Annotated in this window: 17 protein-coding genes; 9 read left to right on the top strand and 8 right to left on the bottom strand. The window is 63.6% G+C overall.

Annotated features, from left to right (window positions below):
- Window positions 1–17: 17 nt before the first annotated feature.
- The 4 genes from recG (at window position 18) to GXH28_RS04955 (ending at window position 6,063) form a co-directional block, all read left to right on the top strand.
- The gene (recG, locus tag GXH28_RS04970; protein ID WP_169237911.1) at window positions 18–2,642 is read left to right on the top strand and encodes an ATP-dependent DNA helicase RecG; all 2,625 of its coding nucleotides are present in this window, start codon (window positions 18–20) and stop codon (window positions 2,640–2,642) included.
- Window positions 2,643–2,727: 85 nt separating this feature from the next.
- Window positions 2,728–3,216 (top strand): pantetheine-phosphate adenylyltransferase, encoded by a 489-nt coding sequence (gene coaD / locus GXH28_RS04965; protein ID WP_169237910.1) that lies wholly within the window; start codon window positions 2,728–2,730, stop codon window positions 3,214–3,216.
- Window positions 3,217–3,221: 5 nt separating this feature from the next.
- The gene (locus GXH28_RS04960) at window positions 3,222–3,758 is read left to right on the top strand and encodes a hypothetical protein (RefSeq protein WP_169237909.1); all 537 of its coding nucleotides are present in this window, start codon (window positions 3,222–3,224) and stop codon (window positions 3,756–3,758) included.
- 70 nt (window positions 3,759–3,828) lie between these two features.
- On the top strand, window positions 3,829–6,063 hold the full coding sequence (locus GXH28_RS04955) for a glycosyltransferase family 39 protein (RefSeq protein ID WP_169237908.1): 2,235 nt from the start codon (window positions 3,829–3,831) through the stop codon (window positions 6,061–6,063).
- A gap of 128 nt (window positions 6,064–6,191) precedes the next feature.
- Here GXH28_RS04955 and GXH28_RS04950 read toward each other — a convergent pair whose 3' ends face one another.
- Complete coding sequence (locus GXH28_RS04950; protein WP_169237907.1) at window positions 6,192–7,079, bottom strand: polysaccharide deacetylase family protein; 888 nt, start codon at window positions 7,077–7,079, stop codon at window positions 6,192–6,194.
- A gap of 58 nt (window positions 7,080–7,137) precedes the next feature.
- Between GXH28_RS04950 and GXH28_RS04945 the strand changes: the two genes are divergently transcribed.
- The 5 genes from GXH28_RS04945 (at window position 7,138) to GXH28_RS04925 (ending at window position 12,079) form a co-directional block, all read left to right on the top strand.
- Window positions 7,138–7,791: a family 16 glycoside hydrolase gene (locus GXH28_RS04945; protein WP_169237906.1), complete on the top strand. Its 654-nt coding sequence runs from the start codon at window positions 7,138–7,140 to the stop codon at window positions 7,789–7,791.
- Window positions 7,792–7,890: 99 nt separating this feature from the next.
- Window positions 7,891–8,355, top strand: coding sequence for a L,D-transpeptidase (locus GXH28_RS04940; RefSeq protein WP_169237905.1), 465 nt, complete (start codon window positions 7,891–7,893; stop codon window positions 8,353–8,355).
- A 67-nt stretch (window positions 8,356–8,422) separates the two neighbouring features.
- A complete protein-coding gene (locus GXH28_RS04935; RefSeq protein WP_169237904.1) occupies window positions 8,423–9,490 on the top strand; it encodes a L,D-transpeptidase family protein in 1,068 nt (355 codons plus the stop codon).
- A 119-nt stretch (window positions 9,491–9,609) separates the two neighbouring features.
- A complete protein-coding gene (locus GXH28_RS16225) occupies window positions 9,610–9,813 on the top strand; it encodes a GDCCVxC domain-containing (seleno)protein (protein ID WP_169237903.1) in 204 nt (67 codons plus the stop codon).
- Complete coding sequence (locus tag GXH28_RS04925) at window positions 9,797–12,079, top strand: heavy metal translocating P-type ATPase (protein ID WP_169237902.1); 2,283 nt, start codon at window positions 9,797–9,799, stop codon at window positions 12,077–12,079. Before GXH28_RS16225 ends, GXH28_RS04925 begins: the two co-directional genes overlap by 17 nt.
- Window positions 12,080–12,083: 4 nt before the next feature.
- Here the strand turns inward: GXH28_RS04925 and GXH28_RS04920 are convergent, their stop codons facing one another.
- The 7 genes from GXH28_RS04920 to GXH28_RS04890 all read right to left on the bottom strand — a co-directional run bounded on the left by GXH28_RS04920 (window position 12,084) and on the right by GXH28_RS04890 (window position 24,222).
- Window positions 12,084–13,205, bottom strand: coding sequence for a metal ABC transporter permease (locus GXH28_RS04920; RefSeq protein WP_169237901.1), 1,122 nt, complete (start codon window positions 13,203–13,205; stop codon window positions 12,084–12,086).
- A 6-nt stretch (window positions 13,206–13,211) separates the two neighbouring features.
- Window positions 13,212–14,105, bottom strand: a complete 894-nt coding sequence (locus tag GXH28_RS04915; protein WP_169237900.1) for a metal ABC transporter permease — start codon at window positions 14,103–14,105, stop codon at window positions 13,212–13,214.
- A 13-nt stretch (window positions 14,106–14,118) separates the two neighbouring features.
- On the bottom strand, window positions 14,119–14,955 hold the full coding sequence (locus GXH28_RS04910; RefSeq protein WP_169237899.1) for a metal ABC transporter ATP-binding protein: 837 nt from the start codon (window positions 14,953–14,955) through the stop codon (window positions 14,119–14,121).
- 6 nt (window positions 14,956–14,961) lie between these two features.
- Entirely contained in the window at window positions 14,962–15,912 is a 951-nt protein-coding gene (locus GXH28_RS04905) for a metal ABC transporter solute-binding protein, Zn/Mn family (protein ID WP_240550189.1), read from the bottom strand.
- A 370-nt stretch (window positions 15,913–16,282) separates the two neighbouring features.
- Entirely contained in the window at window positions 16,283–21,649 is a 5,367-nt protein-coding gene (locus GXH28_RS04900) for an ExeM/NucH family extracellular endonuclease (RefSeq protein WP_169237898.1), read from the bottom strand.
- Between the two features lie 396 nt (window positions 21,650–22,045).
- Window positions 22,046–23,215: a glycosyltransferase family 4 protein gene (locus GXH28_RS04895; protein ID WP_169237897.1), complete on the bottom strand. Its 1,170-nt coding sequence runs from the start codon at window positions 23,213–23,215 to the stop codon at window positions 22,046–22,048.
- Between the two features lie 8 nt (window positions 23,216–23,223).
- On the bottom strand, window positions 23,224–24,222 hold the full coding sequence (locus GXH28_RS04890) for an NAD-dependent epimerase/dehydratase family protein (protein WP_169237896.1): 999 nt from the start codon (window positions 24,220–24,222) through the stop codon (window positions 23,224–23,226).

Here is a 24,222-nt window from a genome sequence, read left to right as displayed (position 1 = left end):
TTTCAGGTATCGCGTCAGTGCGCATCACGCGATGCGCGCTGCGCAATGAGCAACCCGCTTTGCGCGCCATGCCCAATCCAGCGACTGAAAAACTCCTCAAAATCCTCAGGCTCGAAGCGCAGACCGGCTATCGCGACAAAGCGGTCACGCGCGGCTTGCAGTCATTCGCCGCCGCTTGGCTGGCCGACGCCGCGCGCAACGACATTGACCCCGCCTGGGCCGAGACGATCGCGCAGGAAATGCGCAATTACAGCGCCTCTGCCGATGAAGCGCACCGTCGCGCGGCGCTCGACGCGCTGATGACCCGATTGCGCTCGCCCGTCCTGCGCAGCTCGACGCAGGCGCACGCCAAGGGTACCCCCAGCCCCCGCGAAGGAGCGATGATGTTTGCAACGGAAAATCAGGCTGCCGCAGACTCTGAAATGCCGCCTGTGGAGATTGCGCCGGTCGTCACGACTGCGCCGCCCCGACGCACCGAGCCGCCACGCCCGCCGGAGCACCTTGCGCAGCCGTCCCGACGCGAACCGCGCGCCCCCCGCCCGCGCGAAGCCGGCCTGGGCCTAGACGCGCCGGTGACCAAGGTCGTCGGCATCGGTGACTTCAACGCGCAGAAGCTGGCTCGCCTCGGCGTGCATACCATCCGTGACTTGCTGTATTACTTCCCGACGCGCTACGACGATTACAGCGCCATGAAGACGATCAACCAGCTCTTTTACGGCGAGCAAGTCACCCTCATCGGGCGCATCGCGTCGGTGCGCAAACACCGCACCAGGAGCAACTTGATCATCGTGCGCGCGGTGATCGAGGACAAATCGGGCGCCATCGAATGCAGTTGGTTCACCAGCGAGCGCTACGTTGATCACTTGATGAAGCAGTTGTCGGTCGGGCGGGAGATCGTCATCAGCGGCAAGGTGACCGAGTATTTGGGCCGGCTGACCTTCCAGAACCCCACCTATGAGCCGGCTGAACGCGAATGGATCACCGGCGGCAGCATCGTGCCGGTGTATCGCCTGACCGAGGGGCTGCAGCCGCTGCTGTTGCGCCGGGTGATGAAGCGCATGGTCGAGTACTGGCCCTCGCGCGTGCCCGAGCATCTGCCCGAGGAGGTGCGCAGCGAACTCGGACTCGTGTCGATCGCCGAAGCGCTGCGCGAAATCCACTTCCCACGCTCCATGAAGTCGCAGGAGCACGCACGACGCCGGCTGGCCTTCGACGAACTGTTCACGATCCAGTTGGCCGTGCTGCGCCAACGTCAGATTTGGCGCCAGGCGCCGGCGCCACCGCTGCGCGTTGATCCGGCCGTGCGCGATCGGCTGATCGCCGCCCTACCCTATCAACTCACCGGCGCGCAACAACGCGCCCTACAGGCCATCATCAAAGACCTGGGCCAACCCAATGCCATGCACCGGTTGCTGCAAGGCGATGTCGGCTCCGGCAAGACGGTGGTCGCCGCGTTAAGCATGGCGCTGGCCGCGAGTTTGGGCGCGCAATCGGCCATGATGGCGCCGACCGAAATCTTGGCCGAGCAACACTACAAAACCATTCAGCGCCTGTTCGACGGCTTCGCCGAGCGCGAAGCTACTGCCCCGATCACGCTGGCACTGCTGACGGGCAGCACGAAGCCCACCGAAAAGCGCGCCATCTACGATGGACTCGCCAACGGCAGCATCCACGTCGTGATCGGCACACACGCCTTGATCCAGGAAACTGTATCGTTCCAGAACCTGGGGCTGGTGGTCATAGACGAGCAACATCGCTTCGGCGTGTTACAGCGCGCGGCGCTGCGGCAAAAGGGCGGCGCGTTGAACCCCCATACGCTGGTGATGACGGCAACCCCCATCCCGCGCACCCTGGCGCTCACGCTCTACGGCGACCTAGACAACACCGTGCTCGACGAGATGCCGCCCGGCCGTCAACCGATCGAAACGCACTGGTTCCCCCCTGCCGAGCGCGAGCGCGCGTACCGCTTTGTGCAACACCAGGTCGAGCAAGGCCGACAAGCCTTCATCATCTGCCCACTCGTCGAAGAGTCGGACAAGATCGAGGCCAAGGCAGCGGTGGAAGAATACGAGCGCCTACAACGCGAGGTGTTCCCAACGCTCAAGCTGGGCTTGCTGCACGGCAAGATGAAGCCGGCAGAAAAAGAGCAAGCCATGCGCGCCTTCGCCGGCGGCGAGACGCATATCCTCGTCTCCACCTCGGTCGTCGAAGTGGGCATTGACGTGCCGAACGCGACGGTCATTTTGATCGAAGGCGCGAACCGCTTCGGCCTGGCGCAACTGCACCAATTCCGCGGGCGCGTCGGCCGCGGCGAGCACAAGTCCTACTGCCTGCTGATCGCCGACACCAGCTCGGCCATCAGCGACCAGCGCCTGCAGGCGATCGTGAACACCCAGGATGGCTTCAAGCTGGCTGAGATTGACCTGGAAATTCGAGGCCCGGGCGAGTTCTTCGGCACTCGCCAAAGCGGCGCCCCTGAGTTCAAGCTGGTCAGCGTGAGCGACCGCGACTTGTTAGACGCGGCGCGCGCGCAGGCCGAGAAGCTGCTCGATCACGATCCGGAGTTAACACAACATCCCTTGCTGGCCGAGAAAGTGTCCGAATTCTGGAAGCATCGCGAGGCGGTCGGCGACGCAAGCTGAGGCCGTCTGTCGGCCCCACCTTTCGAACACAACGCAATGCGTAGCAGACACCAACCACCCAAGCGAACAGACTAACGCCTTGATCATGACCATCGCGCTTTACCCCGGTACGTTCGACCCCTTCCACAACGGCCATCTTGACATCGCCCAACGCGCGCTGGCGTTGTTCGACGAACTCATCATCGGCGTCTACGACCAGCCAGATAAGAAGCTGCTTTTCTCACATGCGGAGCGCATCGCCCTGGTGGACGAGGTGCTGCGCGAGGTGGGCGTGGATGGTCGGGCGCGCGTCACCGGCTACAGCGGCCTGACGGTGAACTTCGCGCGGCAAATGGGCGCATCGGTGCTCATCCGCGGCCTGCGCAACAGCGTGGATTTCAACTTCGAGCTTCAACAGGCGCAGACCAACCACTGGCTGGCCGCAGACATCGAGGTGATCTGCCTATTCGCTAACGCCCCGAACCACTTCTTGAGCGCAACGTTGATCCGACAGATCGCTACGCTGGGCGGCGACGTGACGGCGCTCGTGCCAGACTGCGTGGCACGCGCATTGAGGCGACTTAAATATACTTAACGACTATGGACATTCAACACCTGCTTGGAAGACTGGAAGCCATCCTTCTGGAAGCGCGCCGCGTGCCCGGCACGAAGATGAAGTTGGTGGATGCAGACCGGTGCTTTCAGTTAATAGACCAGATGGTGTTGGCCATTCCCGAGGAAATCAAGAAAGCGCAGCGCATCCGGCAAGAGCACGACCGCATTATCGCGCAAGCCAAAGAGGAAGCCGAACGCATCAAGGAGATGGCGCGCGAGGAAGCCAGCCGGCTGGCCGACGACACCACCATCATCGCCATCGCGCAGGATCGCGCTCAGGCGATCGAGGCGCGCGCCCGTCGCGAGATGGATCGCATGCGCTCAGAGGCAGACGCTTACGCCCTCGAAACACTGATACGTCTGCGCGAAGAACTTGAACACACCATAGCGGTTGTTTCCAACGGCATTGCCAAGCTAGAACGGGATCGGGCCGAGCGATTGAAGGCGCTGGAAGACAGCTCGGGGTCGCCGCCGACCGACACACCGCCCGCGCAAGAGTCACAAGCCCAAGCCGGCAGCTAGATCGCGCATCGAGCGATATGTCACGCCTCGCCTTACCGCCGACGGAGCCGGCGCTCCTTTCGCTGATCCCGTGAACGCGCGCGCCGAGAAGATCTGCGCAGCGCTGATCATCGCTGCGTCATTTATCCTCTTCAGCCTCTACAGCGTTCTCACCCCGCTCTTCGAAGCGTCGGATGAACTGTGGCACTATCCGATGGTGCAACACCTGGCGACGGGCGGCGGCCTGCCTGTGCAGCGCGCCGGCCAAACCGACGCCGAGGCCCCTTGGCGGCAAGAAGGCAGCCAGCCGCCGCTCTATTATTGGATCGCGGCTGCATTCAGCGCGCCCTTCGATTCATCAAATTGGCGCGACATTCGACGCATTAACCCACACAGCGACATGGGCGTGCCCACGCGCGACGGTAATGTCAATGTCGTGTTGCACACGCCGGCCGAAGCCTGGCCCTGGGAGCGCGCCACGCTGGCCGTCCGCGCCGCGCGCCTGGCTTCGATCCTGATGAGCACGGCGACGGTGTTCTTCGCCTACCTGGTCGCCCGCGAACTCTTCCCGAATGACGCAGCGCGCAGGACGCGAGACGCAAGTCTCCTGCGTCTTGCATCTCCCGTCATCGTCGCCTGCACGCCGATGTTCGCCTTTATCAGTGGCGCGATCAACAACGACAATGCGGCAGTCTTGTTCAGCACGGTCGGCTTGTGGTGGGCGCTGCGGCTGATGCGGCTCGGCGATTTATCGCTTAAGAGCGCAGTCGTCGCAGGGGCTATTGCCGGCCTCGGCGCGCTGAGCAAGAGCAGCGCACTGGGGCTGGTCGGCTTATTCGGGCTCGCCGGCCTGCTGACCGCTGTTGACGCAAGACGCAAGGCGCAAGACGCACCGCGATCGCTCGTCTTTCGTCTTTCGTCTTTCGTCTTCGTCACGCTCGTCGTCACGTTGCTCATCAGCGGCTGGTGGTTTGTGCGCAATCAGGCGCTCTACGGCGACCTGTTGGGCTGGAACGCCTTTCTCGATGTCGTCGGGCGGCGGGACCAGCCGGCTTCACCGGCGCAACTGTGGAGCGAACGCGAAGGCTTCATCTGGGCGTATTGGGGCGTGTTCGGCGCGATGAACGTGATCATGTCGCCGTGGGTTTACGACGTGCTGAACGGGCTCGCGGCGCTGGCAGTCGTTGGGCTCGTCTTGCGTGTTGCGTCTGCCGTCCTGGGCAAAGCGCCGCTGAGGCAAGACGCAGGACGCCAGATCCTCCTCTGCCTCTTCTGGGTCGCGCTCGTCTTCGTGGCGCTGGTGCGCTGGACGTCGCTCACGCCGGCCTCGCAGGGGCGACTGATGTTCCCGTGTATTGCCGTTATCTCGGCAGCGCTGGCCTACGGCTGGCGAGTGCTCCATCGCCACGTGCTGCTGGGCGCGTGCGCCGGCTTGGCTGCGCTGGCGATCATCGCGCCGTTCGCGTTCATCGCGCCGACTTACACCCAGCCGCCCAACCGGTGGACGCAGCGCCTGCCGCTCACGGTGAACGCCAAATTCGGCGGCGCAGTGTGTCTCCAGGAAGCCGGCCTCGAGACGACGGGGGTTCCACAGCCCGGCGACGAGGTCACACTGCACCTGAACTGGCTGCTGGCGCAGCCGGTGACGCGCAACTACAGCGTCTTCGTGCACCTCATTGATGAGCACGACGTGATCGTCGCGCAACGCGACATGTACCCCGGTCAAGGCAGCCTGGCGTTGAGCGAGCAGCCGGCCGGCCGCCGATGGAGCGATCGTTACACGCTGCGCCTCTCGCCGCTCACGCCGGCGCCCAAGCAACTGCGTTGGGCCGTCGGCCTCTACGACCACGCAACCGGCGAGCGGCTGCCGTTGGCCAACGGTGACGACCGCGCGATCTTCGGCGCAATCGAACTCGGCAGACGCACGGACGCGTCGCCGCTGCTGCGCTATGCCAATGGGCTGGAATTGCTCGGTTATGCGCTCGATCCATCCGCCCTCATGCCCGGCGCGACGCTCACCGTCACCACCCGTTGGCGTGCCGCCAGGCCTCTCCCCGACGATCTGAACGTGTCGTTGCAACTGCTGGACGATGGCGCAAACAAGATCGCGCAGCAAGACCTTGGGCAAATGCTCACGCAGTGGCCGGCAGGCGAAGAGATTGCGTTGACCCACGCGCTGGCGGTGAGCGACGACGCCACGCCGGGCGTATACCACCTGTTGCTGGTGTGGTATGCGCCGGACAACTTCGCGCGCCTGCCGGCCTACGACGCGCCGGGCCAATTCGTCGGTGATCAGATTACGCTGACGCGCTTGCGCGTACGCTAGCAGCGCGTCGTCGGCACGATCCGGCACTGGCCATGCCGCCGTGACTTTGGTCGTGGCGGACGATCTATTTCTTGTTGCTACTTCGCATCTTCGGCAACCGCAAGTAACGACAAGGGGGCCAGCCGGCCTCAATCGCCGCCCGCGCTCCTGACGGTGGCCGCAAAGCGTTCGAGCGAAGCGCGGCCGTGCACACGGATGCGCCGCCACGTCATCCCGTTGGCCAGCGTATGAACCGAGCCGTGCTCGGTGGTCACCGCTGCCCAGGTCTGCACCGAGCGCAACATGCGGATCACGGCGTCGTCGTAGCGACCGGATGGATAGCAAAAGAAGCGCGGGCGCTTGCCGGTGTGCGCCGTGATCTGCTCAATCGGCCCCAGAATTTCCCACACGAGGAACTGAAAGTCGCGATTGCGCAGGTCGCGGTGTGTGCGGGCGTGTGATTCGATGTCCATCCCCGCCGCCGACATTTCCTTCACCATCTCCCACGTCAGGTAGTTGGGGTTGCCGAAGTTGATGAAGTCGGTAGTGATGAAGAACGTGCCGCGCATGCCATACTTCTGCAGCAGCGGGAAGGCGTGCTCATAGTGGTCACGGTAACCGTCGTCGAAGGTGAGCACGATGGGCTTGGGCGGCAGCGACCGGCCCAGTTTCAGATGCGCATACAAGTCGTATAGGCTGATGGTAGTGTAGCCGTTCGCCGCCAGGTACTGGAGCTGCTGTTCAAAGTCCTGCGGCGCCACCGATAGGTCAATACGATAGCGGTCGGCACCGGGCGGCGGCTCGGAGATGTAGTGATACATCAGGATCGGCACGCGCGCTGAAGCCGGCAGGCGAGCCGGCGTGGCAGTCGCGGTCGGCGCAGCCGTGGACGTCGGATGCGGGGGCAGCGTCGCCGGCGGTTGATCCTCCGGCGGCAACTTAGCCTCGCCGAAGGCCGGACGGCCTGAACACAGCCCCACCCAGACAAATGCCAGCGACAAGACAACGACGAGCGCGACGCGCGCGAGACGAAACATGATGCGATAGAACTATGCAATTGTAGCGGGTCGGCCCACAGGCGCTATCATTCTTGCCATGAGACTGGCTACCTGGATCGCATCAACCGCGTTCGTCTGCATCGCGATGACTGCGATGATTGGGTGCGCGCCGGCTTCCGGCATGGACGCGCCGGCGTTCACGCCGCTGCCCTATGCCGACGATTTCAGCAACCCGAACAGCGGCTGGCAAACCCTCTCCGACCTCAACGCCGACGTGACATACGACGGCGGTGGGTTGCGCATCATCGTCAAAGTGGAGAACCTGACGCAGTGGAGCGCCGCCGGCAAGCGCTTCAAAGATGCCATCTTCGAGGTGGATGCCCGGCCCAACGGCGGCCCAACGGATAATGGCTTCGGCGTGCTCTTTCGCATACAAGACCGCAAGAACTTCTATCACTTCGGGATTTCGTCGGACGGCTACTGGCGCGCCGGCTACGTGAAGGACGGCAACTGGGTGAACTGGGACGATTGGCAACCACACCCGGCCATTAAGCTGGGCGGCGAAACCAACCGCATCAAGGTGGTGATGCGCAACAACGAACTCTCGTTCTTCGTAAATGATCAACCGATTGCGTCCAGGCAGGACGACACCTTCGCCAGCGGCGACATCGGCGTATTCGCCCTCACGCTAATTGACAACCCCGGCACCGACGTGACGTTCGACAATGTGCGCGTTACTGCCACAGAGTGAGCGCAGGGGCTTTGCACGGTCATTCCCGCTACGGTCGCCTGCGCAGGGTAAGGCCGCGCCGCCGGCGTGTCTGGGTAGAATTGCGAACGAGAGGCCCTTGTGAGAAAACTCCTTGCTGCTGTCGTTGCGACCATTCTGCTCTTCGCCGCGTCCGAGCCGCTACTGGCCGGATCGTCTGACGCTGAACATGGTGCGACGCGCTACGCCCGTCGCGGCAAGTGGATTGAAGTCGTAATCGCCGAACAACGGTTAATCGCCTGGGAGAACGGGCGCATGATAATGTCTACGCCGGTCTCCACCGGCGCCCGCTCCACGCCCACCCCGCGTGGCACATTCCGCATCTACAGCAAGTATGTCAGGCAGCGCATGCGCGGGCCGGGCTACGACCTACCAAACGTGCCTTATGTGATGTACTTCCGGCGGGGCGGCTACGCGCTGCATGGCGCATACTGGCATACCGACTTCGGCCAGCCCAGGAGCCACGGCTGCGTCAACCTGCCGATCACTGCCGCTGCCTGGCTCTACCATTGGGCGCCGCACGGCACCGTTGTGGTGATTCAATGATGCATACGACGGCTTATCCTCACGCTGAGTATCTCTACGGGATATGAAAACGACGCGACGATGTTTCTTGAAGATCAGTGGCGGCCTAGCGCTGGCCGTCCCGTTCATCCGCATACGCTCGACGCATGCGCAAGCGCCCGATCCCGGCGCCGGCGAGCCCCCGGAGTTGCGCACTCCCGAGCTGCAACCCATCCCGTATGCCTTCGGCCGAGCTTTCCGCAAAGACCTGATCATTCGTGAGCAACCCACAACCCAAGCGCCCATCGTACGCAGGCTACGCGCCAACGAAGTCATCCCACTCCTGGGCGAGGTCATCGGCCTGGGGCCAACGACTTACAACCCGTTCTGGTATCTGACCCGCGACGGCTACGTGCATTCAGCGAACGTTCAGCCGTGCAACAACGTGTTGAACAAACCGCTGAGTGAAGTGGATGAGCGGGGCCTGTGGGCCGAGATTACCGTGCCGTTCACCGAGCTTCGCGCCAGGGCCGATCCGCAGTCCGGCGTACGCAGTCTGTTGTACTACGGCTGCGTCTTTCGCATTCTGCAGCTCGCCGAGGATAGGGACGGCAAGGCCTGGTATGGGATCGCCGACGGCAACGGCGGTAAAACTGTGCTCGGCTTCGTGCGCGCCGAGCATCTGCGCCCACTTGGGCCGGAGGACTTCGCGCCGCTCTCCCCCGACGTGCCGCTGGATAAGAAGCGCATCGAGGTCAACTTGAAGAACCAGACGGCGACTGCCTACGAATACGACCAACCCGTGTTCACGGCGCGCGTCGCCACCGGCGGAAAGTACCGCACCCCAGAAGGTGTGGTGGACTTTTTCACCATCCCCGGCGAGCACCGCATCTTTCGCAAGATCCCCGGCACGCGCATGACCGGCGGCACACCTGGCTACGACTACTACGACTTACCTGGCGTGGGCTGGGCATCGTTCTTCACCAGCAGCGGCATCGCCTTCCATGGGGTATATTGGCACAACGACTACGGCCGACCGCGCAGCCACGGCTGCGTGAACATGCTGCCGGATCAAGCGCACTGGGTCTTCCGCTGGACGACGCCGGCTTATCCACACACCGAGCGATCGAGCTTGCGGACGAAGCGTGAAGCGGGTTCGCTCGTGAAGGTGTTCTAGAATCTGAGCGGCCTGCGTCAGATGCAGCCGGCGCACGCACAAAAACGGCCGTGGGATGTTTTACGCATTGGACGATGAGCCAGTCGCCGAGCGGTTCGGAAGCGAGCTATAACTTACGAATGACACACACTCACGCGACGATGACCTGTCCGTATTGCGGCTTCCAGAAGGAGGAAACGATGCCGGTGGACGCATGCCAGCGGTTTTACCGGTGCGCCAACTGCGATGCGGTGCTGAAGCCCAAACCGGGCGACTGTTGCGTGTTCTGCTCCTACGGCAGCGCGCCTTGTCCACCCAAGCAAAACGATGACCGAGTCCGCTGAAACCGAGCACATCTATCGCATCGCTGGCATGGACTGCGCCGAGTGCGCCCGGACGATCGAGTCGGGCGTGGCGAAGCTGGACGGCGTGCAATCGTGCGCAGTCAACTTTGGCGCGGCCACGCTGCGTGTGAGAGGCGACGCGCCGCGTGAAGCCATCATCGCTCGCGTGCGCGAGCTGGGCTACGACGTGCGCGATGAGCACAGCGCCCCAATGCCCGCCGGCCATGCGTCCCCTTCATTTGTAGGCTTTTTGTTGGCGCGCCGCGACACCATGCTGGCCCTCATCGGCGCCGTCCTCATTCTTCCCGGCTTGGTGTTCAACGAATTGCTGCCGTTCCTAGGCGTCGAGAGCACCCTCTTCGATCTCACATCCATCGCGGCGCTCTGCATCGCCGGCTATCCGGTCGCCCGCAGCGCTTGGCGCGCGCTCACCGTCAACCGACAGATCAGCATCAATCTCTTGATGACCATTGCCGCCCTCGGCGCGGTCACCATCGGCATCTACACCGAAGCCGGCCTGGTGATCGTGCTGTTCGCCCTCGGCGAAGCGTTGGAGGGATACACCGCCGAACGTGCGCGCAACGCCATCCACAGCCTCAAGGCAATCGCCCCGGACGAAGCAACCATCTTGCGCCCGCGCATGGACTGCCCGGAGCACCTGGGGCAAGCCGGATATACCGGCGGCCCTTGCCCGTGGTGCGGCCAGCACGAACAGCGGCTGCCCGTGAGCGAGCTGCGAATCGGCGACGTGATCATCGTCAAGCCCGGCGAGCGCATCGCGATGGATGGCCGGGTGCGCGCCGGCGCCTCGTCGGTCAACCAGGCGCCGATCACCGGCGAGAGCCTCCCGGTGCCCAAGCAGCCCGGCAGTGAAGTCTTCGCCGGCACAATCAACGGCGAAGCGGCGCTAGAGGTGGAAGTCACGCGCCGCATCGAGGACAATCTCATCGCGCGCGTCATTCGCCTGGTCGAAGCGGCTCAAGAGCGCAAGGCGCCGGCCGAGCGTTTCGTGGACCGCTTCGCGCGCGTCTATACGCCGGCGGTGGTCGGGTTGGCCGTTGCGCTGGCCATCGCGCCGCCGCTGCTGTTCGGCGCGCCGTTCATGCCGACGGCCGACGACCCGGGTTGGCTCTACCGCGCGCTGGAATTGCTGGTGGTGGCCTGTCCCTGCGCGCTGGTCATCAGCACACCCGTCACCATCATCAGCGCCCTGGGCAACGCCGCGCGGCATGGCGTGCTGATCAAGGGCGGCGCGTATCTGGAGGCGCTGGCCGGCGTGCGCGCCGTCGCGTTCGACAAAACCGGCACACTGACCGAGGGCAAACCCAAGGTGATCAAGGTGAAATCGGCCCATTGCACCGACCCGATCACCGGCGTGTGCGACCACTGCGCCGATTTGCTCGCCCTGGCCAGCGCCGTGGAGCGACGCAGCGAGCACCCGCTGGCGCAGGCAGTGGTGGCCGCCGCCGAGGATCAGCGCCTGAGCGGACGCTATCCCGCTGCACAATCGGTCAAGGCCATCGCCGGCAAAGGCATATCCGGCCGCGTCGCGGAGCGCGAGGTGCTCATCGGCAGCCATGCGTTCTTCGATCAAACCCTGCCCCATGACCGCGCGCTGTGCGAAGAGATCGAGTCGCTCTCGGCGCGCAGCCTCACACCGGTGCTCGTCGCCGCAGACGGGGCGTTTGCCGGCTACATCGGCATCGCCGATGCCACGCGCGACACCAGTCGGCAGGTCATAGACGCGCTCCATCGTAGCGGCATCCAGGCGACGGTGATGCTCACCGGCGACAACGCGCGCGCCGCCCAGGCGGTCGCCCAGCAAGTCGGCGTGAGCGAGGTGAGAGCCGGGCTGCTGCCGGAGCAGAAAGTCGAAGCGGTGCACGCGCTGCGCGACCGATACGGCGCAGTGGCGATGGTGGGCGACGGCGTGAACGACGCGCCGGCGCTGGCTGCGGCCAACGTGGGCATTGCCGTCGGCGATGGAACCGCGCAAGCGATCGAAACCGCCGACGTGGTGCTCATGAGGGACGACCTGCGCCTATTGCCCTTTGCGTTACAACTGAGCCGCGCTGCCACACGCACGATTCGCATCAACATCGCCCTCGCCGTCGGCATCAAACTGGCGGTGCTCCTGCTGGCGCTATTCGGTTTGGGCACGATGTGGTTGGCCGTGCTGGCCGACATGGGCGCGTCGTTGCTGGTGACGCTGCACGGCATGCGGCTGCTGCGCTATCGTCCTGCAGACCCGGCCGCACCGGCGTAAAACGCTACGCTTCCCCATCTCGGCGCGCGGAGGCCCGCCGAGCGAACTCCCGGCCGGCGTCGGTCAACGCCAAATGGCCGTTGACTTGCTGCACGAGCTGTGCGCGCCGAGCCATGCGGATGATCCTGCGGGCGAACTGGGGTTGCCAGCGCAGCTCGCTGCTGAGGTGCGCCACCTCGGCCTCGTGCTCTTCGTAGGCTTGATGCTCGTGGTTGAACAGGTGGACGACCAAGTTCTCCATCGCGAGGCGCAGCCGCCGGCGTCGCAGGCGCCGAGCTTGGGTCACCAGGCCGTGCGCCGGCGAGAACAACAGCGCCAGCAAGAAGCAAGCGCCGGCCATCGTCGCCATCGCGCCGGCCACCGACACATCCAGCGCAAACGCGACGAAGCCGCCCGAGAGCGCCGACAGCGCGCCGGTGAAAACTGCGAAAACGATCATGCGGCCCAAATCGCTGGTGAGCAGGTATGCTGTGGCCGCCGGCGCGATCATGAACGCCACCACCAGGATCGCCCCCACCGCCGTGAACGCCCCCACCGCCGTGATGGAGACCATCGCCATCAGCCCATAGTGGATCAACATCGGCGAAAAGCCCAGCGCCGCCGCCAAGCCCGGATCGAAGGTCGCCAGCTTCAGCTCCTTGAACAACAGCCCGACGAACAGGAGATTGGCGGCGCATAGCGCGCCCATCACCCAGAGCGACTGCGGGCCGAGGTTTGTGCCGTTGAGGATCAGGACGTCGAACGCGACGAACTCGATGTTGCCATAGAGCACTGCATCGGCATCCAGGTGCACGTTGGCAAAATACTTGGATACCAGAAAGGTGCCCAGCGCAAACATCGCCGGGAACACGACGCCGATCGCCGATTCGCCGCCGACCCGATGCGTGTGGTGTAGCGCTTCGACCAACGCAACGGTGACGACGGCAGCCAGCGATGCGCCGACGAAGCCGGCCAGCAGGTTCGGACCCTGAGCCAAGAAGTAGCCAGCGACGAGGCCCGGCAGGATGGCGTGACTGATCGCGTCGGCCATCATCGCCATGCGCCGCAGCACCAGGAAGACGCCCAACAGCGCGCAGGCCGTCGCGACCAGCACACCGGTGAGGATAATCGCCAGGGCCGCCCCCATTCGCGTTCACTCCACCCAAGCCGCGCGTTGCGCGCGCCGCCGCACGGCATCCCACAGCAGACCGCGTTCCGGCGCGAGGAAGACCGAGCACAGCATGATGCCCGTCAGGCTGAGGATGACCATCGGGCCGGTGGGAATACCTGCGTCGCTCGCGCTCACCAGTGCGCCGCCCAAGCCCGATAGCGCGCCGAACAGCGCCGCCAAGATGATCATCACGCTCAGCCGGTTCGTCCACTGGCGCGCCGCAACCGCCGGCCCCACCAGCAAGGCTGCCATCAACACCACACCGACGGTTTGCAGGCCAATGACTACGGCGACCACGATTAGCGACGTGAGGAGCACGTTGAGCCAAACGGTATTGAACCCCAGGCTGGCCGCGAAGGGCGCATCAAAAGCGAGCAACTTGAACTCCTTGTAGAGCAACGTCACGATGGCGAGGGCCACGCCACCGAGGATCGCCATCGTCATCACATCTTCTGCAACCAGCGCTGCCGCTTGGCCAAACAGAAACCTGTCCAGCCCGGATTGATTCGCGCCGCCGCGCTTGGCGATGAAGGTGAGCAACACAATCCCGAGGGCAAAAAACGTGCTCATCACAATGCCGAGCGCGCTATCCTCGCTGATCCGGGTGTGTCGGACGATCTGCAGCAGCAAGATGGCCGCCACCCATCCGGCCCCTGCCGCGCCCAACAGCAGGACGATGGGCGCTTTGGTCTGCGTGAACAAGTAGGCAATGCAAATACCGGGCAGCGCGGCGTGGGCCAACGCGTCCCCCAGCAGACCCTGCCGTCGCAGCACAGCGAAACACCCCAGTACGCCGCTCACTACACCGAGCAGTGCGCTGCCCAGCGCCACGTTGCGCAGTGTGTAGTCGGCAAACAGTTCAACCAGTACGCCCATCGCTCCTGAATTCTCAATGCTCCATGCCTAACGCCCTGCGGTCTTCCTCAAAGTGCTGGAAGTGTTCAATGGACGCCTTCATCGTGCCGCCGTAGGTTTTGCGCAGGTTGTCGGCAGTAAAGGTGGACATAAATGGACCATTTGCGATCAGCCGAACGTTAAGCAACACCACCCAGTCGAAATAATCCGGCGCCGAGTCGAGGTCGTGGTGCACGCAGATCACCGTCTTGCCTTGCTGCTGCAACGCTTGCAAAAGCGCCACGATCGCCCGCTCGGTCACCGCATCCACCCCGACGAACGGCTCGTCCATGAAATAGATTTGGGCGTCTTGCGCCAGGGCGCGCGCCAGAAACACGCGTTGCTGCTGACCGCCACTGAGCTGGCCGATCTGCCGATCGGCGTACTGCGCCATGCCCACCTGTTCCAAACAACGCAGGGCAAAATCGCGCTCGGCCGGCCCTGGCCGGCGAATCCAGCCTAGCCGGCCGTACGTGCCCATCATCACCACATCCAGTGCGGTAGTGGGGAAATCCCAGTCCACGCTGCTGCGCTGCGGCACATAGCCGACGAGACGGCGCTGCTCGACATAGGGCTTGCCGTAAATCCGCACGCTGCCCGCCGTCGTGGGCACCAGGCCAAGCGCGGCTTTGATCAACGTGGACTTGCCGGCGCCGTTCGGCCCGATGATGGCCGCTAATTTGCCTTCGGGGATCGTCAGGTCAATATCCTGCAGCGCCGGCTTGTCGCGATAGACCACCGTCAAATCGTTGATCTCTAGCGGGGCAACGGCAACGCCTATGTGCCTCGCAGCAACAGGCGATGGGTCTTGCACGGCAGAGGGGGAGAACATAGATAGTTAAGGATTCGGCCCGCGCAGCGCGCCGACGATCGTATCCACGTTGTGTTTGAACATGCCAATGTAGGTGCCTTCCAGCGTGCCGTCGGCGCCCAGCGCGTCGGAGAACAACTCCCCGCCGATTACCACATCCCAGCCGCGCGCGCGCACCGCTGCCTGCACCGCTTCGATCGCGTCGGGCGGCACCGAGGATTCGACGAAAATCGCCTTGATCTTGCGGTCGGCGATCAGCGCGGCCAGCTCTTGGACGTCGCGCGCGCCGGCTTCAGCCGCCGTGCTCACCCCTTGCAAGCCGCGCACCTCGAAGCCATAGCGCCGGCCGAAGTAGCCAAAGGCGTCGTGCGACGTGATCAGCACGCGCGATCCTGGGGGAATCAGCGCGATCCGCTGTTCAGCATACGCCTGCAATTCATCGAGCTGCTCGAGATACAGCTCCGCGTTGTGCTCGTACAACTCGCGCGACGCCGGGTCGAGGTCGCTCAACACCTGCGCCACGAATCGGGCAGCATCCTGCCACAGCCTCACGTCAAACCACACGTGCGGGTCGTAGTGTCCTGGCGACCCCGCCAGCGCTCTCAATTGAGTAGGATCAATCCCACCCGTCACGGCAAAGGCCGGCTTGCCGGCGCGCGTCATCTTCTCGAACAATTCGGCCATGCGCCCTTCGAGATGCAAGCCGTTATAGAAAATGACATCGGCGCGATCGAGCTTCAGCACGTCGCCGCTGCTGGGCTTGTACAGGTGTGGGTCAACGCCGGGCCCCATCAGACTCACCACCTCAACGCGGCCGGCGCCGATGTTCTTCACAACATCGGCCACCATGCCGGTGGTCGTCGCTACACGCACGGGTCGCGAAGCCAAATTGGGCGAAGATGCTACGGACGAAGGGGCACAGGCGGTCAACCCAACCCCCAGCGTCAGCGCAATCCATGTGTGTCGTAGCCACATCATCCGCTCCCTTTTAGGTTAAACTAAACCGTCGGCGGATTATATTTAGGCTAACCTAAAAGTCAAGTTAAGTTCCACTTCCAGCGCTCAGACCCTTTTGGCCCGCCGCGCGCAGAGGACGATTGAGTCGGCGCCGCTCTACTTCGCTTGAGAGGGTTCAGAAGCGTATGCCGGCAATACGAGCAGCGATAGTCATACACCACAACACCGCGGCAGGGCTGGTCACGCGCAGGCTTACGCGCGGCTGCCGCCGGCGCTGGGGCTTGGGCCGCCGGGGAATGGGGTATCGCCGCGGGCGCGGTCGGTAAGGCTTGGCATCAACGGCGGGCGGGGGCAGGACGGATTTCGCCCTGCCCCACGCTTGCCGCAGCCATCACGGCCTCTGCACGATGGGCAGGTAAATGCGTAGCGCCTCAACTTCTACTCGGCTAGTCAGTACAATGCCCGTGTCCACGTTGTCCACGAGCACCTTCGGCTCGTTGGTGATCTGCCCTTCCAAAATCTGCGCCTGCACGGCATAGACCAGGGTATGCGATTCGCCCGGCGCAAGGCTGCCGCTCCACACCACGCCCGCCAGCGTCGCCAGTGGGCCCACGGCGAGGCTGCCGAAGTAGCCACCGCCGGTAGCACTGCCCACCACGTAGGTTGTGCCGGACGGGATCGGCGCATACAGCAGAATGTTGTTCACCCCACCGCTGCCGTTGTTGGTGATCACCACTACGTAGGTGATGATGTCACCCTTGCGCACGATGCCCAGTGTGCTGGTCACGGCGGTGAGATGGCCGACCAGGCCGGTGCTCGGCGCAGGCGGTTGGACATAGGTCACCATCACGCTGCCGTTTAGGCTGCCTGTCACCCCATACACCACCTGAGAACCCGGAACGGTGGAGGTCAATGTGACGGTCACCCGTCCGGTGGCGTCCGTCGTCCCGCTATTTGGGCTGAGGTTGCCGATGCCGGTCAAGAACAGCACCTGCGCGCCGGGCACCGGGTTACCAAACGCATCGGTGACCTGCGCCACCACGATGCTCTGGCTAATGCCGTTTGCCAGGATGAGGTTGGGCGTGGCGGTGAGCACGATGCTGGCCGGCGCGCCAGCGGTGAACGTCACCAGCGCCGTAGCGCTCGTGCCGCTTGCCGTTGCCGTCACCAGCGCCGTCCCCACAAGCGTGGAGCTGACCGTGGCGGTTGCGACGCCGCCTAGTGTGGTCGCTGCCACAGGCGCAACGCTGCCCAGAGAGGCGGAGAAGCTCACCGGCGTGCCATCCGGCACCGGCGCGCTGTTCAGGTCGGTAACTGTCGCCGTCAGCAGCGCCGACGTGCCGACCGGCGTGGTGGCTGGATCAGCGCTGAGCGCGACGTTCACGCCGGCGTTCACCTGCAGGCGCACCAGGCCAAAATCGGTTTGATCGCCGTCGCTCGCCGTGACCGAGATTATCACCGTGTCGCTGACGCCGATGGACGGCGTGAAGATCAGCGTCGCCAGCGAGGCATTCACGTCGGTGATCGTGCCGCTGATGGTGTAGCTGCCCAGCGCCGGCGCAAAGCTGCCGGTTGCGCCGCCTGCCAGGGTGAAGCCCAGCACACCCTGTGTAGCATTCACAAGCTGGAGCGTGACGCTGATCGCATCGGCGAGGTCAGGGTCGAGCACTTGGAGGTCGTGCAAGGGGAAGCCGCTTGCGCCCACGCGCTGCTGCGTGAAGATGTGCTGGCCGACCGGCACGCGCGCAATGGTCAATGTACCGCTGACCTCATTGGCCGCCAGCACATACAGCGCGTCGTTGCGCTCAACCAGCTTCACGCCCTCCGGCGCAGCGCCGGTGGGGATCAAGCCGAAGACTACCGGCTCGGTGACCACCGTCATGTCTATCAAGGCGACCGCGTCGGCGCGCTCGAGACCAACAGCGACGATCGCGCGGCCCTCGAAGACCACAGCATCGAGCCCCTCCGGCTCGCTGCCGCCGCGATTGCTGCGGTTGTCTGGGTAGCGCCTCCAGCGAGCCGCTATGTCATCCAACTGGCCGGCAGTGTCCGCGACCAGCGCGCCGTTGTCTGCGCGGATGATGCTCACGGTGCGGCCACCGCGCACGCCGGCGCTGCTGGCGCTGGGGCGCGTGTCGCCCTCATCCGCCGTGACGAAGTAGGATGTGCCGTCCACCGCAATCGTGGCAATGCCGTCCGGCTCACGCCATGCCGTCAGCAACTGCACCGGCTGGTAGCCGCCGCCGTTGGTGAGGTCAGCTTGGTGAGTGGTGGAATACAGGCCGAAGAACGTGAGCGTATAGGGCGGCGTCATCTCCACGCGCACCACGCCGTTGTTTTCCTGCAAGCTGACGTAGGCGAATTGGGAGTCGGCGGAGAAAGCGATGCTCTCGGGCTCTAGCGTGTTCGGCGTGTTGTCAATGAGCAATCTTCCCAGATCGTCGTAGCGGCCCACGCTGAAGCCGGGGGTGCTCGCCTGCGAGGGGAGCGAGAGGGTAATCACGTTCAGCGGCGTCGGGTTGTCGGGGTCAAAGCTGCTGAGGTCCACGATGGAGATCGAGCCTGGGCCGCCGTTATCGCCCGTTCCCGGCGCCTCGGCCTCGTTGGCGACCACTGCAAAGCTGCCGTTCGGCGAGATGCCGATGGCATCCGGCTGGATGCCCACCGGCGCCTCGGTGATATGTGCGCCACTGGTCAAGCGGTAGGCGATCAGCTTGCCGTGCACCGGCGACGCTGCCGGCGCCGCGCCGCCTGCCACGGCGAGGATCAGGTCCTGGGTGGGATGGATCGCCAACGAATTCAGCCCGCTCAGCACGGCAGTCGGGCCGACGCGGCCCACCTGCGTGGGCGAGAGGATGTCGCTGAGATCAAGGCGGTCGAAGCTCTTGTCGCCCGCGTTGGTCAGCGCGCCCCAATTGCCGCGGACAGCGATGATCTCCGCGCCGGCGCCGCCCAGGCCGGTGTCGTAGGTGGCGATGGCGGTGAGCCTCGGCGCAGTGTTGAGCTGCAAGTCCACCAGCAGCAAGTCATGGTCAGCGGCGCGGAACGCATCCGGCGCGTAGAAGTAGGCTTGTTGGGCGGGCGACTTAAATTCCGTGTTGTAGTCCAGCACGACCGGCTCGTCAGCGTTGACGTGCCACTCGTGCACACCGATGATCTGCGCGTCTAGCGTCGGCGAGGCCAGGGCGTGATCGAGCGCGCCCCATTGGCCGCGGAACGAGAAGGAGTAGAAATTTGCCCCTGCGCGCGACTCAATGACATGCGTGTAGCCGGCGTCCTTCAAGGCACGGATCGGGTCCTCCTGCAAGTAGGAGTTCAGGTCGCCAACGATGAGGACGTCGGGGTCGGCGATGCCGGTGGGGTCTGTAGCCAGCCAGGCGGCCAACTGTTGGGCGGCGACCGTGCGCGTGCCATTGCAGTTACCCTGGCCGTCGCCGGCGTCAACGTCGTTTGGCGCGGGGCTGGTAGCAGCGTTGTTGGCGCAGGAGCTGCCTTTGGACTTCAGGTGATTGACCACCACGGTGAAACGCTCGCCGCTGATGCGCTCCTCAAAGCTCTGCGCCAACGGCGGGCGGTTGCGTAGCGTGGTCGTGGAGTCGCTAAGGTCAAACAACCCAAATGCGCCAGTGGTGAGCACGGCAGTCGCGCCCACGGGACGCACTTTCTCCGGCTTGTAGATGAGGCCGACCTTGATCGCGTCTGTACCCAGCGCGTTGGTGGCGCCGGTGTTTGCGTCCGCGTCAACGAAGGCGAACGTGCCGGGTGCGGTCGCCGCGTTCAAGCGACCCACCAAGTCCTGAATCGCACTGTTGGCACCATAGCCGTCGTTCTCTAGCTCTTGCACTGCGATGATGTCGGCGCGCGAATCCAGCAGGGCGGCGACCGTCTTGGAAATTTGCCGCTGGAACTCGGCCGCGTTACTTGCGCCACGGCAGTCCGTCGGCGCGCCGCCCACGCCGCTGGTGCAGGCGCCCGCGCCGAAGGTGTTGAAGTAATTGAGCAGGTTCGCGCTGGCGACGCGCAGCGCTCCCGCCCGTGGCACGGGCGCGGGGCGCGGATTGGCGGCGACGAAGGTCACCGGCGCGGTTGGCCTCACGCGGTAGGCATTTGGGCTAGCCGACGCGCCGCCCCACCCGTAGGTCAGCACACCTAACACGTTGCTCACCGTGTCGCCGCCGCGCAGCGTGTTGGCCGCGGTGAGGGTGAGGCCATTGCGCGCAAAGATGACCGGATCGGGGTTCTGCTGGTTAGTTGCGTCGTCCAGGATGATGGCGTTCAAATCATTCTGCGCTTGGAGCGCAAGCGCAGGCGCGCCGGGCGTGACCACATGCGTCGGCTGCCACAGACGACCGCCAAACGAGAGACTCACTTGGCCGAAGCGACCCAGGTAATAGTTGTCCGTCACTACAAGCTCCTGCGGCAATTGCACGCGCATCCCCTCGAATCGCTCTAAGTCGTCGGCCGAAGGTAGCGGCAGTGTGATCGTCGCTGGCGACGGCAGCGTGGCAAGGCCGCAGTCCACGATGGGCGGCGTCACCGTGATCTGAGTCTGACCCTGCACCTCGCCCACCGTGCCGGTCAGCACGACGCGCTGCCCGATGGAGACATCGTTGTTGTTGCTGTTGAAGACAAACACGCCGTCGGAGGTGGCCGGATCGCCATCGCCGACCTCCTCCTGCAGATAAAACCCCCTCAGCGCCGGCGAGGGGCCTTCAAAGTCACCGACGACCACGCCGCGCACCGTCACTATACTGCCGACAAGGGGAGAGGCATTCCCATTGCCCTGGATGGCATAGATGGGCGTGAACACCCCGCTCGTGCAGATCGCCGGCGGACCGGACGAGACGGTGGTGAACGATGAGGAGAAGTCCGCCGCCATGTTGTCTGGCGGGTCATTGGTGTCTTGGTCGGCGACCTGCGCAGCATACACGGTGAGCGTGCAGCTCTCGCCGGGAGCAAAGTCCGTGTTCGGGTCCAACGTGAAGACTGTTGGCCCGCCGGTCACCGTGGTGTTACTCAGGTTGCGCGCGCCGCTCGACGAGCAGGTGATTTGAAACCAAGCGCCACTGACGTTGACCGGCTCGCTGAAGGTGATCACCACGTTGCTATCCAACGGCACATTGGTTGCGCTATGGGGCGGCGACACGACGCTCACGCTCGGCGCGAGGTCGCTCGACAGCACGCCGTAGAGGGTCACGTTGTCAAAGCGCACCGTGCCTCCCGAGGCGTACGACGAAGTGGGATTGGCCGGAAAGTATTGACTCGTGGTTGGGCTGAACGCAGTGACTACGCGGATGCGCAAGTCGGGCACAGAGACGCTATAGCTGCTCAGGTCCACCGTCGGCGTCACCCAGGTGTTGCCTTGAAAGACGGTATTGGTGTAAACATCGGTGAAGCTCGCGCCGCCGTCGGTGGAGAACTGCACCATTACCGTGTTGGCAGCCGTGTTGCTGCGGCGCAAGGCGAAGGACAGGGTGATGTTGGTGTAGCTGGAGGCATCCACTTGAAACTGTACGCCGGCTGTCTTGTTACCGCTAGATTGTGCTGGGTAATTGGTAGTGTTCCAGCCGCCGTTTGATTCGCCGCCCACCCCCTGGGCAAATGTAGCAGTCGTCCCGCCCACCAGCGAGGCAGTCCCGCTGCCGACTGCGGGCGTCGTCACGCCGCCGTTGAATGTCCACTGGGTGATGACCGATGAAGCGCTGGCCAAGCGCGGCGCGCTGCTCGTCAATGAGAAAACTAGCGAGGAGATCACCATGACCCCGCTCATGAAGAGACGAAATATTTGCCTGAGCAATCGTTGCATGACGAAAGACCTCGTTAACCGGGTAAATCCAAAGAGTGCTGTATAAGCGATTTTTGTTAAGACAGCTTTGGCCCTATCTGAAATTCGTGTAAAGCACCGGCAGGATTTGAGAGCGTAAAACTGGATTCCATCCACCGGATTGAAGTCCGCCGTCACCTGCTGAATACACCATTGCTGACGCCGTGAGATCGTTTTAACACCCGCAGCGCCATCGCATCGGAGAGGGATTCCACGATGGAACTGACATCAGAGGAGAAGCGCATATCGTCTTCCAGCACGCAGTAATCTCCGCGCTCGTTGCGGATCGGGTTTGCGCCTGTGATGTGCGCTTAGATGCCGCGCGGCACGTCAACGCTGACCATTGGCCGACGCAGCGACGTGTCGGTATACCTCCAGCGTGCGGCGAGCCGTCTTGGCCCAAGTGAAGCGAGCGGCCTGGCGCAGGCTGGCGGCGTGCATTTGGTGTCGCAGCGTGGCATCATGGAGGATGCGCGCGCATGTCGCGGCAATCTCTTCGGGGCGAGTGGGATCAAACAACAGCGCCGCGTCGCCGACCACCTCAGGCAGCGATGATGCGTTGGAGCAAGCGACCGGTGCGCCACAGGCCATCGCTTCCAGCGGCGTCAGGCCGAAGCCTTCGTAGAGCGAAGGGAAGACGAACAGCGCGCAAGCCGAGTACAGCGCCGGCATGTCGTCGTTGCGCACCTCGCCGATGAAGTGGACTCGATCAGCAATGCCCAGCGTCCGCGCGCGATCTTGCGCCTGCGGATAGCGTGGGTCCTGGTGGCCGGCGATCACCAGGACCTCGGCCGTGCCAGAGCGCTGGGCGTTCAAGATAGCCCAAGCTTCGATGAGTCGTACCAGGTTCTTGTGCGGCTTGTTGCTAGCGAGGTAAAGGACGAAGCGTTCGGGCAGGTTGTATTTGGCGCGCACCATGGCACAGCGCTCGACCGATTGGGGGATGAAGATCGGATCGGCAGCTTCGGGGATCACGATCACCGGCTTGCGCAGGCGAGGCCACGTGTGGCGAATGTCGCGTGCTGAGGCCTCTGAAACGGTGATGAGCATTGTGGAGGCGTGTGCTGCGAGCGCGGTCAATATCCAAATGAGGAGGCGATCTCTCGCTGTGGGTACAAAATGTGGCTGGGCGAGGGGAATGAGGTCGTGGAGCGTCGTCACCGAATGCGCCGGGCTGATGTAGGGTCGCACGTAGTAAGGGTAATGGGAAACAACAGCGGGAAGGGCTGCGATTGGCGGGCGTAGTAGGTTGGCGGGGTGAAAGAGCGGCGCGCGGCACTCGATCCGCTCCAGTTTGGGGTGGTTCAAGCGGTTCAGGTCGAAGCGGGTGTTGAGCGCCGAGGGATCAAACAGTGCGATGATGCTTTCATCCTCGTCTAGTTCATCCGGTAGCGCTGCCAGCAGGTTGTACGCATAGCGCCCGATGCCGGGGAAGTGATCTTGGATCACCCGCGCATCGAAATAGTATTTGCGCCGAGGATGCGCGTTAGAATTGAGCATGAGGTGCGCTATTCCTCTAACCAGACTGAGGGGAGATTGCGGAGAACTTCGATGTCTTGAAACTTTTGGCTGCGTCGCGCGCCATGTCGCTTCACCCATGCCGCCATGGCTGCTAGTCCTTCGTCCAGAGAACGAAGCGTGCGTTCGCCGAAGAAGCGTCGCACCTTATCGTGAGAGGCGTATGCATGCATTACTTCATTGCGTGATTCTACGTACCGGATGTTGGGCGCAACACCCATCGCCTGGGCCACACGTTCGGCGAGCTCCCGCACGGTATACGGTTGATCGGCGCCGATGTTAAAGGTTTCATTCCAAGCATGCGGCATGTCAATCACATCCGCCATGATCGGTGTGATGTCGCGAATGTAGCTGAACGCGCGCGTTTGCCGCCCGTCGCCAAAGATGGTCATTGGCTTGCCCTGCAGAATCTGGTTCATGAAAATGCCGACCACGTTGCGGTAGCGGTCGCCGATGTTTTGTCGCTCGCCGTAGACATTGTGGGGACGAAAGATGACATAGTTCAGCCCGAACATGTTTCGGCAGGCTGCTAAGTCTTGCTCAACGGCTAGCTTGGCAATGCCATAGGGGTCTTCGGGATGGGGAGGAGTTTCCTCGCGCATGGGGAGTTCTGGGCTGGAGCCATAAACGGCGATAGATGAGGTAAATACAAAGCACTTTACATTGTGGTTGACGGCGGCATTGATCAAATTCATGCTGCCGATCAGATTATTTTCGTAGTTAAAGCGGCGGATGAAGTGGCTCAAGCCCTCGGCTGCGTAGGCTGCCAGGTGGTAGACGTAGTCAAAACGCTCGGCCTCGAACAACCGTTGCACCAACTCGACGTTGGTGATGCTGCCGACGACCAATTTGGCCTGGGGCAATACGTTGTCGGCAAATCCACCGCTCAAATCATCCAGCACGACCACATCATGTCCACGCTCAATCAGCTCTTCAACCACGTGTGAACCGATAAAGCCGGCGCCGCCGGTAACCAAGATTTTGCTCAT

It is taken from the genome of Candidatus Roseilinea sp. NK_OTU-006, from assembly GCF_012931985.1.
Classification (GTDB): Bacteria; Chloroflexota; Anaerolineae; order J036; family Brachytrichaceae; genus JAAFGM01.
This window is presented reverse-complemented; position numbering and strand designations above follow the sequence as displayed.

Bases quoted from the DNA above. Each gene is read 5' to 3' on its own strand.
- coaD (WP_169237910.1), top strand. From the start codon at position 2,728: ATGACCATCGCGCTTTACCCCGGTACGTTCGACCCCTTCCACAACGGC.
- GXH28_RS16225 (WP_169237903.1), top strand. From the start codon at position 9,610: ATGACACACACTCACGCGACGATGACCTGTCCGTATTGCGGCTTCCAG.
- GXH28_RS04945 (WP_169237906.1), top strand. From the start codon at position 7,138: ATGAGACTGGCTACCTGGATCGCATCAACCGCGTTCGTCTGCATCGCG.
- GXH28_RS04910 (WP_169237899.1), bottom strand. From the start codon at position 14,955: ATGTTCTCCCCCTCTGCCGTGCAAGACCCATCGCCTGTTGCTGCGAGG.
- GXH28_RS04920 (WP_169237901.1), bottom strand. From the start codon at position 13,205: ATGGGGGCGGCCCTGGCGATTATCCTCACCGGTGTGCTGGTCGCGACG.
- GXH28_RS04900 (WP_169237898.1), bottom strand. From the start codon at position 21,649: ATGGTGATCTCCTCGCTAGTTTTCTCATTGACGAGCAGCGCGCCGCGC.
- GXH28_RS04905 (WP_240550189.1), bottom strand. From the start codon at position 15,912: ATGATGTGGCTACGACACACATGGATTGCGCTGACGCTGGGGGTTGGG.
- GXH28_RS04960 (WP_169237909.1), top strand. From the start codon at position 3,222: ATGGACATTCAACACCTGCTTGGAAGACTGGAAGCCATCCTTCTGGAA.
- GXH28_RS04890 (WP_169237896.1), bottom strand. From the start codon at position 24,222: ATGAGCAAAATCTTGGTTACCGGCGGCGCCGGCTTTATCGGTTCACAC.
- GXH28_RS04915 (WP_169237900.1), bottom strand. From the start codon at position 14,105: ATGGGCGTACTGGTTGAACTGTTTGCCGACTACACACTGCGCAACGTG.
- GXH28_RS04925 (WP_169237902.1), top strand. From the start codon at position 9,797: ATGACCGAGTCCGCTGAAACCGAGCACATCTATCGCATCGCTGGCATG.
- GXH28_RS04895 (WP_169237897.1), bottom strand. From the start codon at position 23,215: ATGCTCAATTCTAACGCGCATCCTCGGCGCAAATACTATTTCGATGCG.
- GXH28_RS04950 (WP_169237907.1), bottom strand. From the start codon at position 7,079: ATGTTTCGTCTCGCGCGCGTCGCGCTCGTCGTTGTCTTGTCGCTGGCA.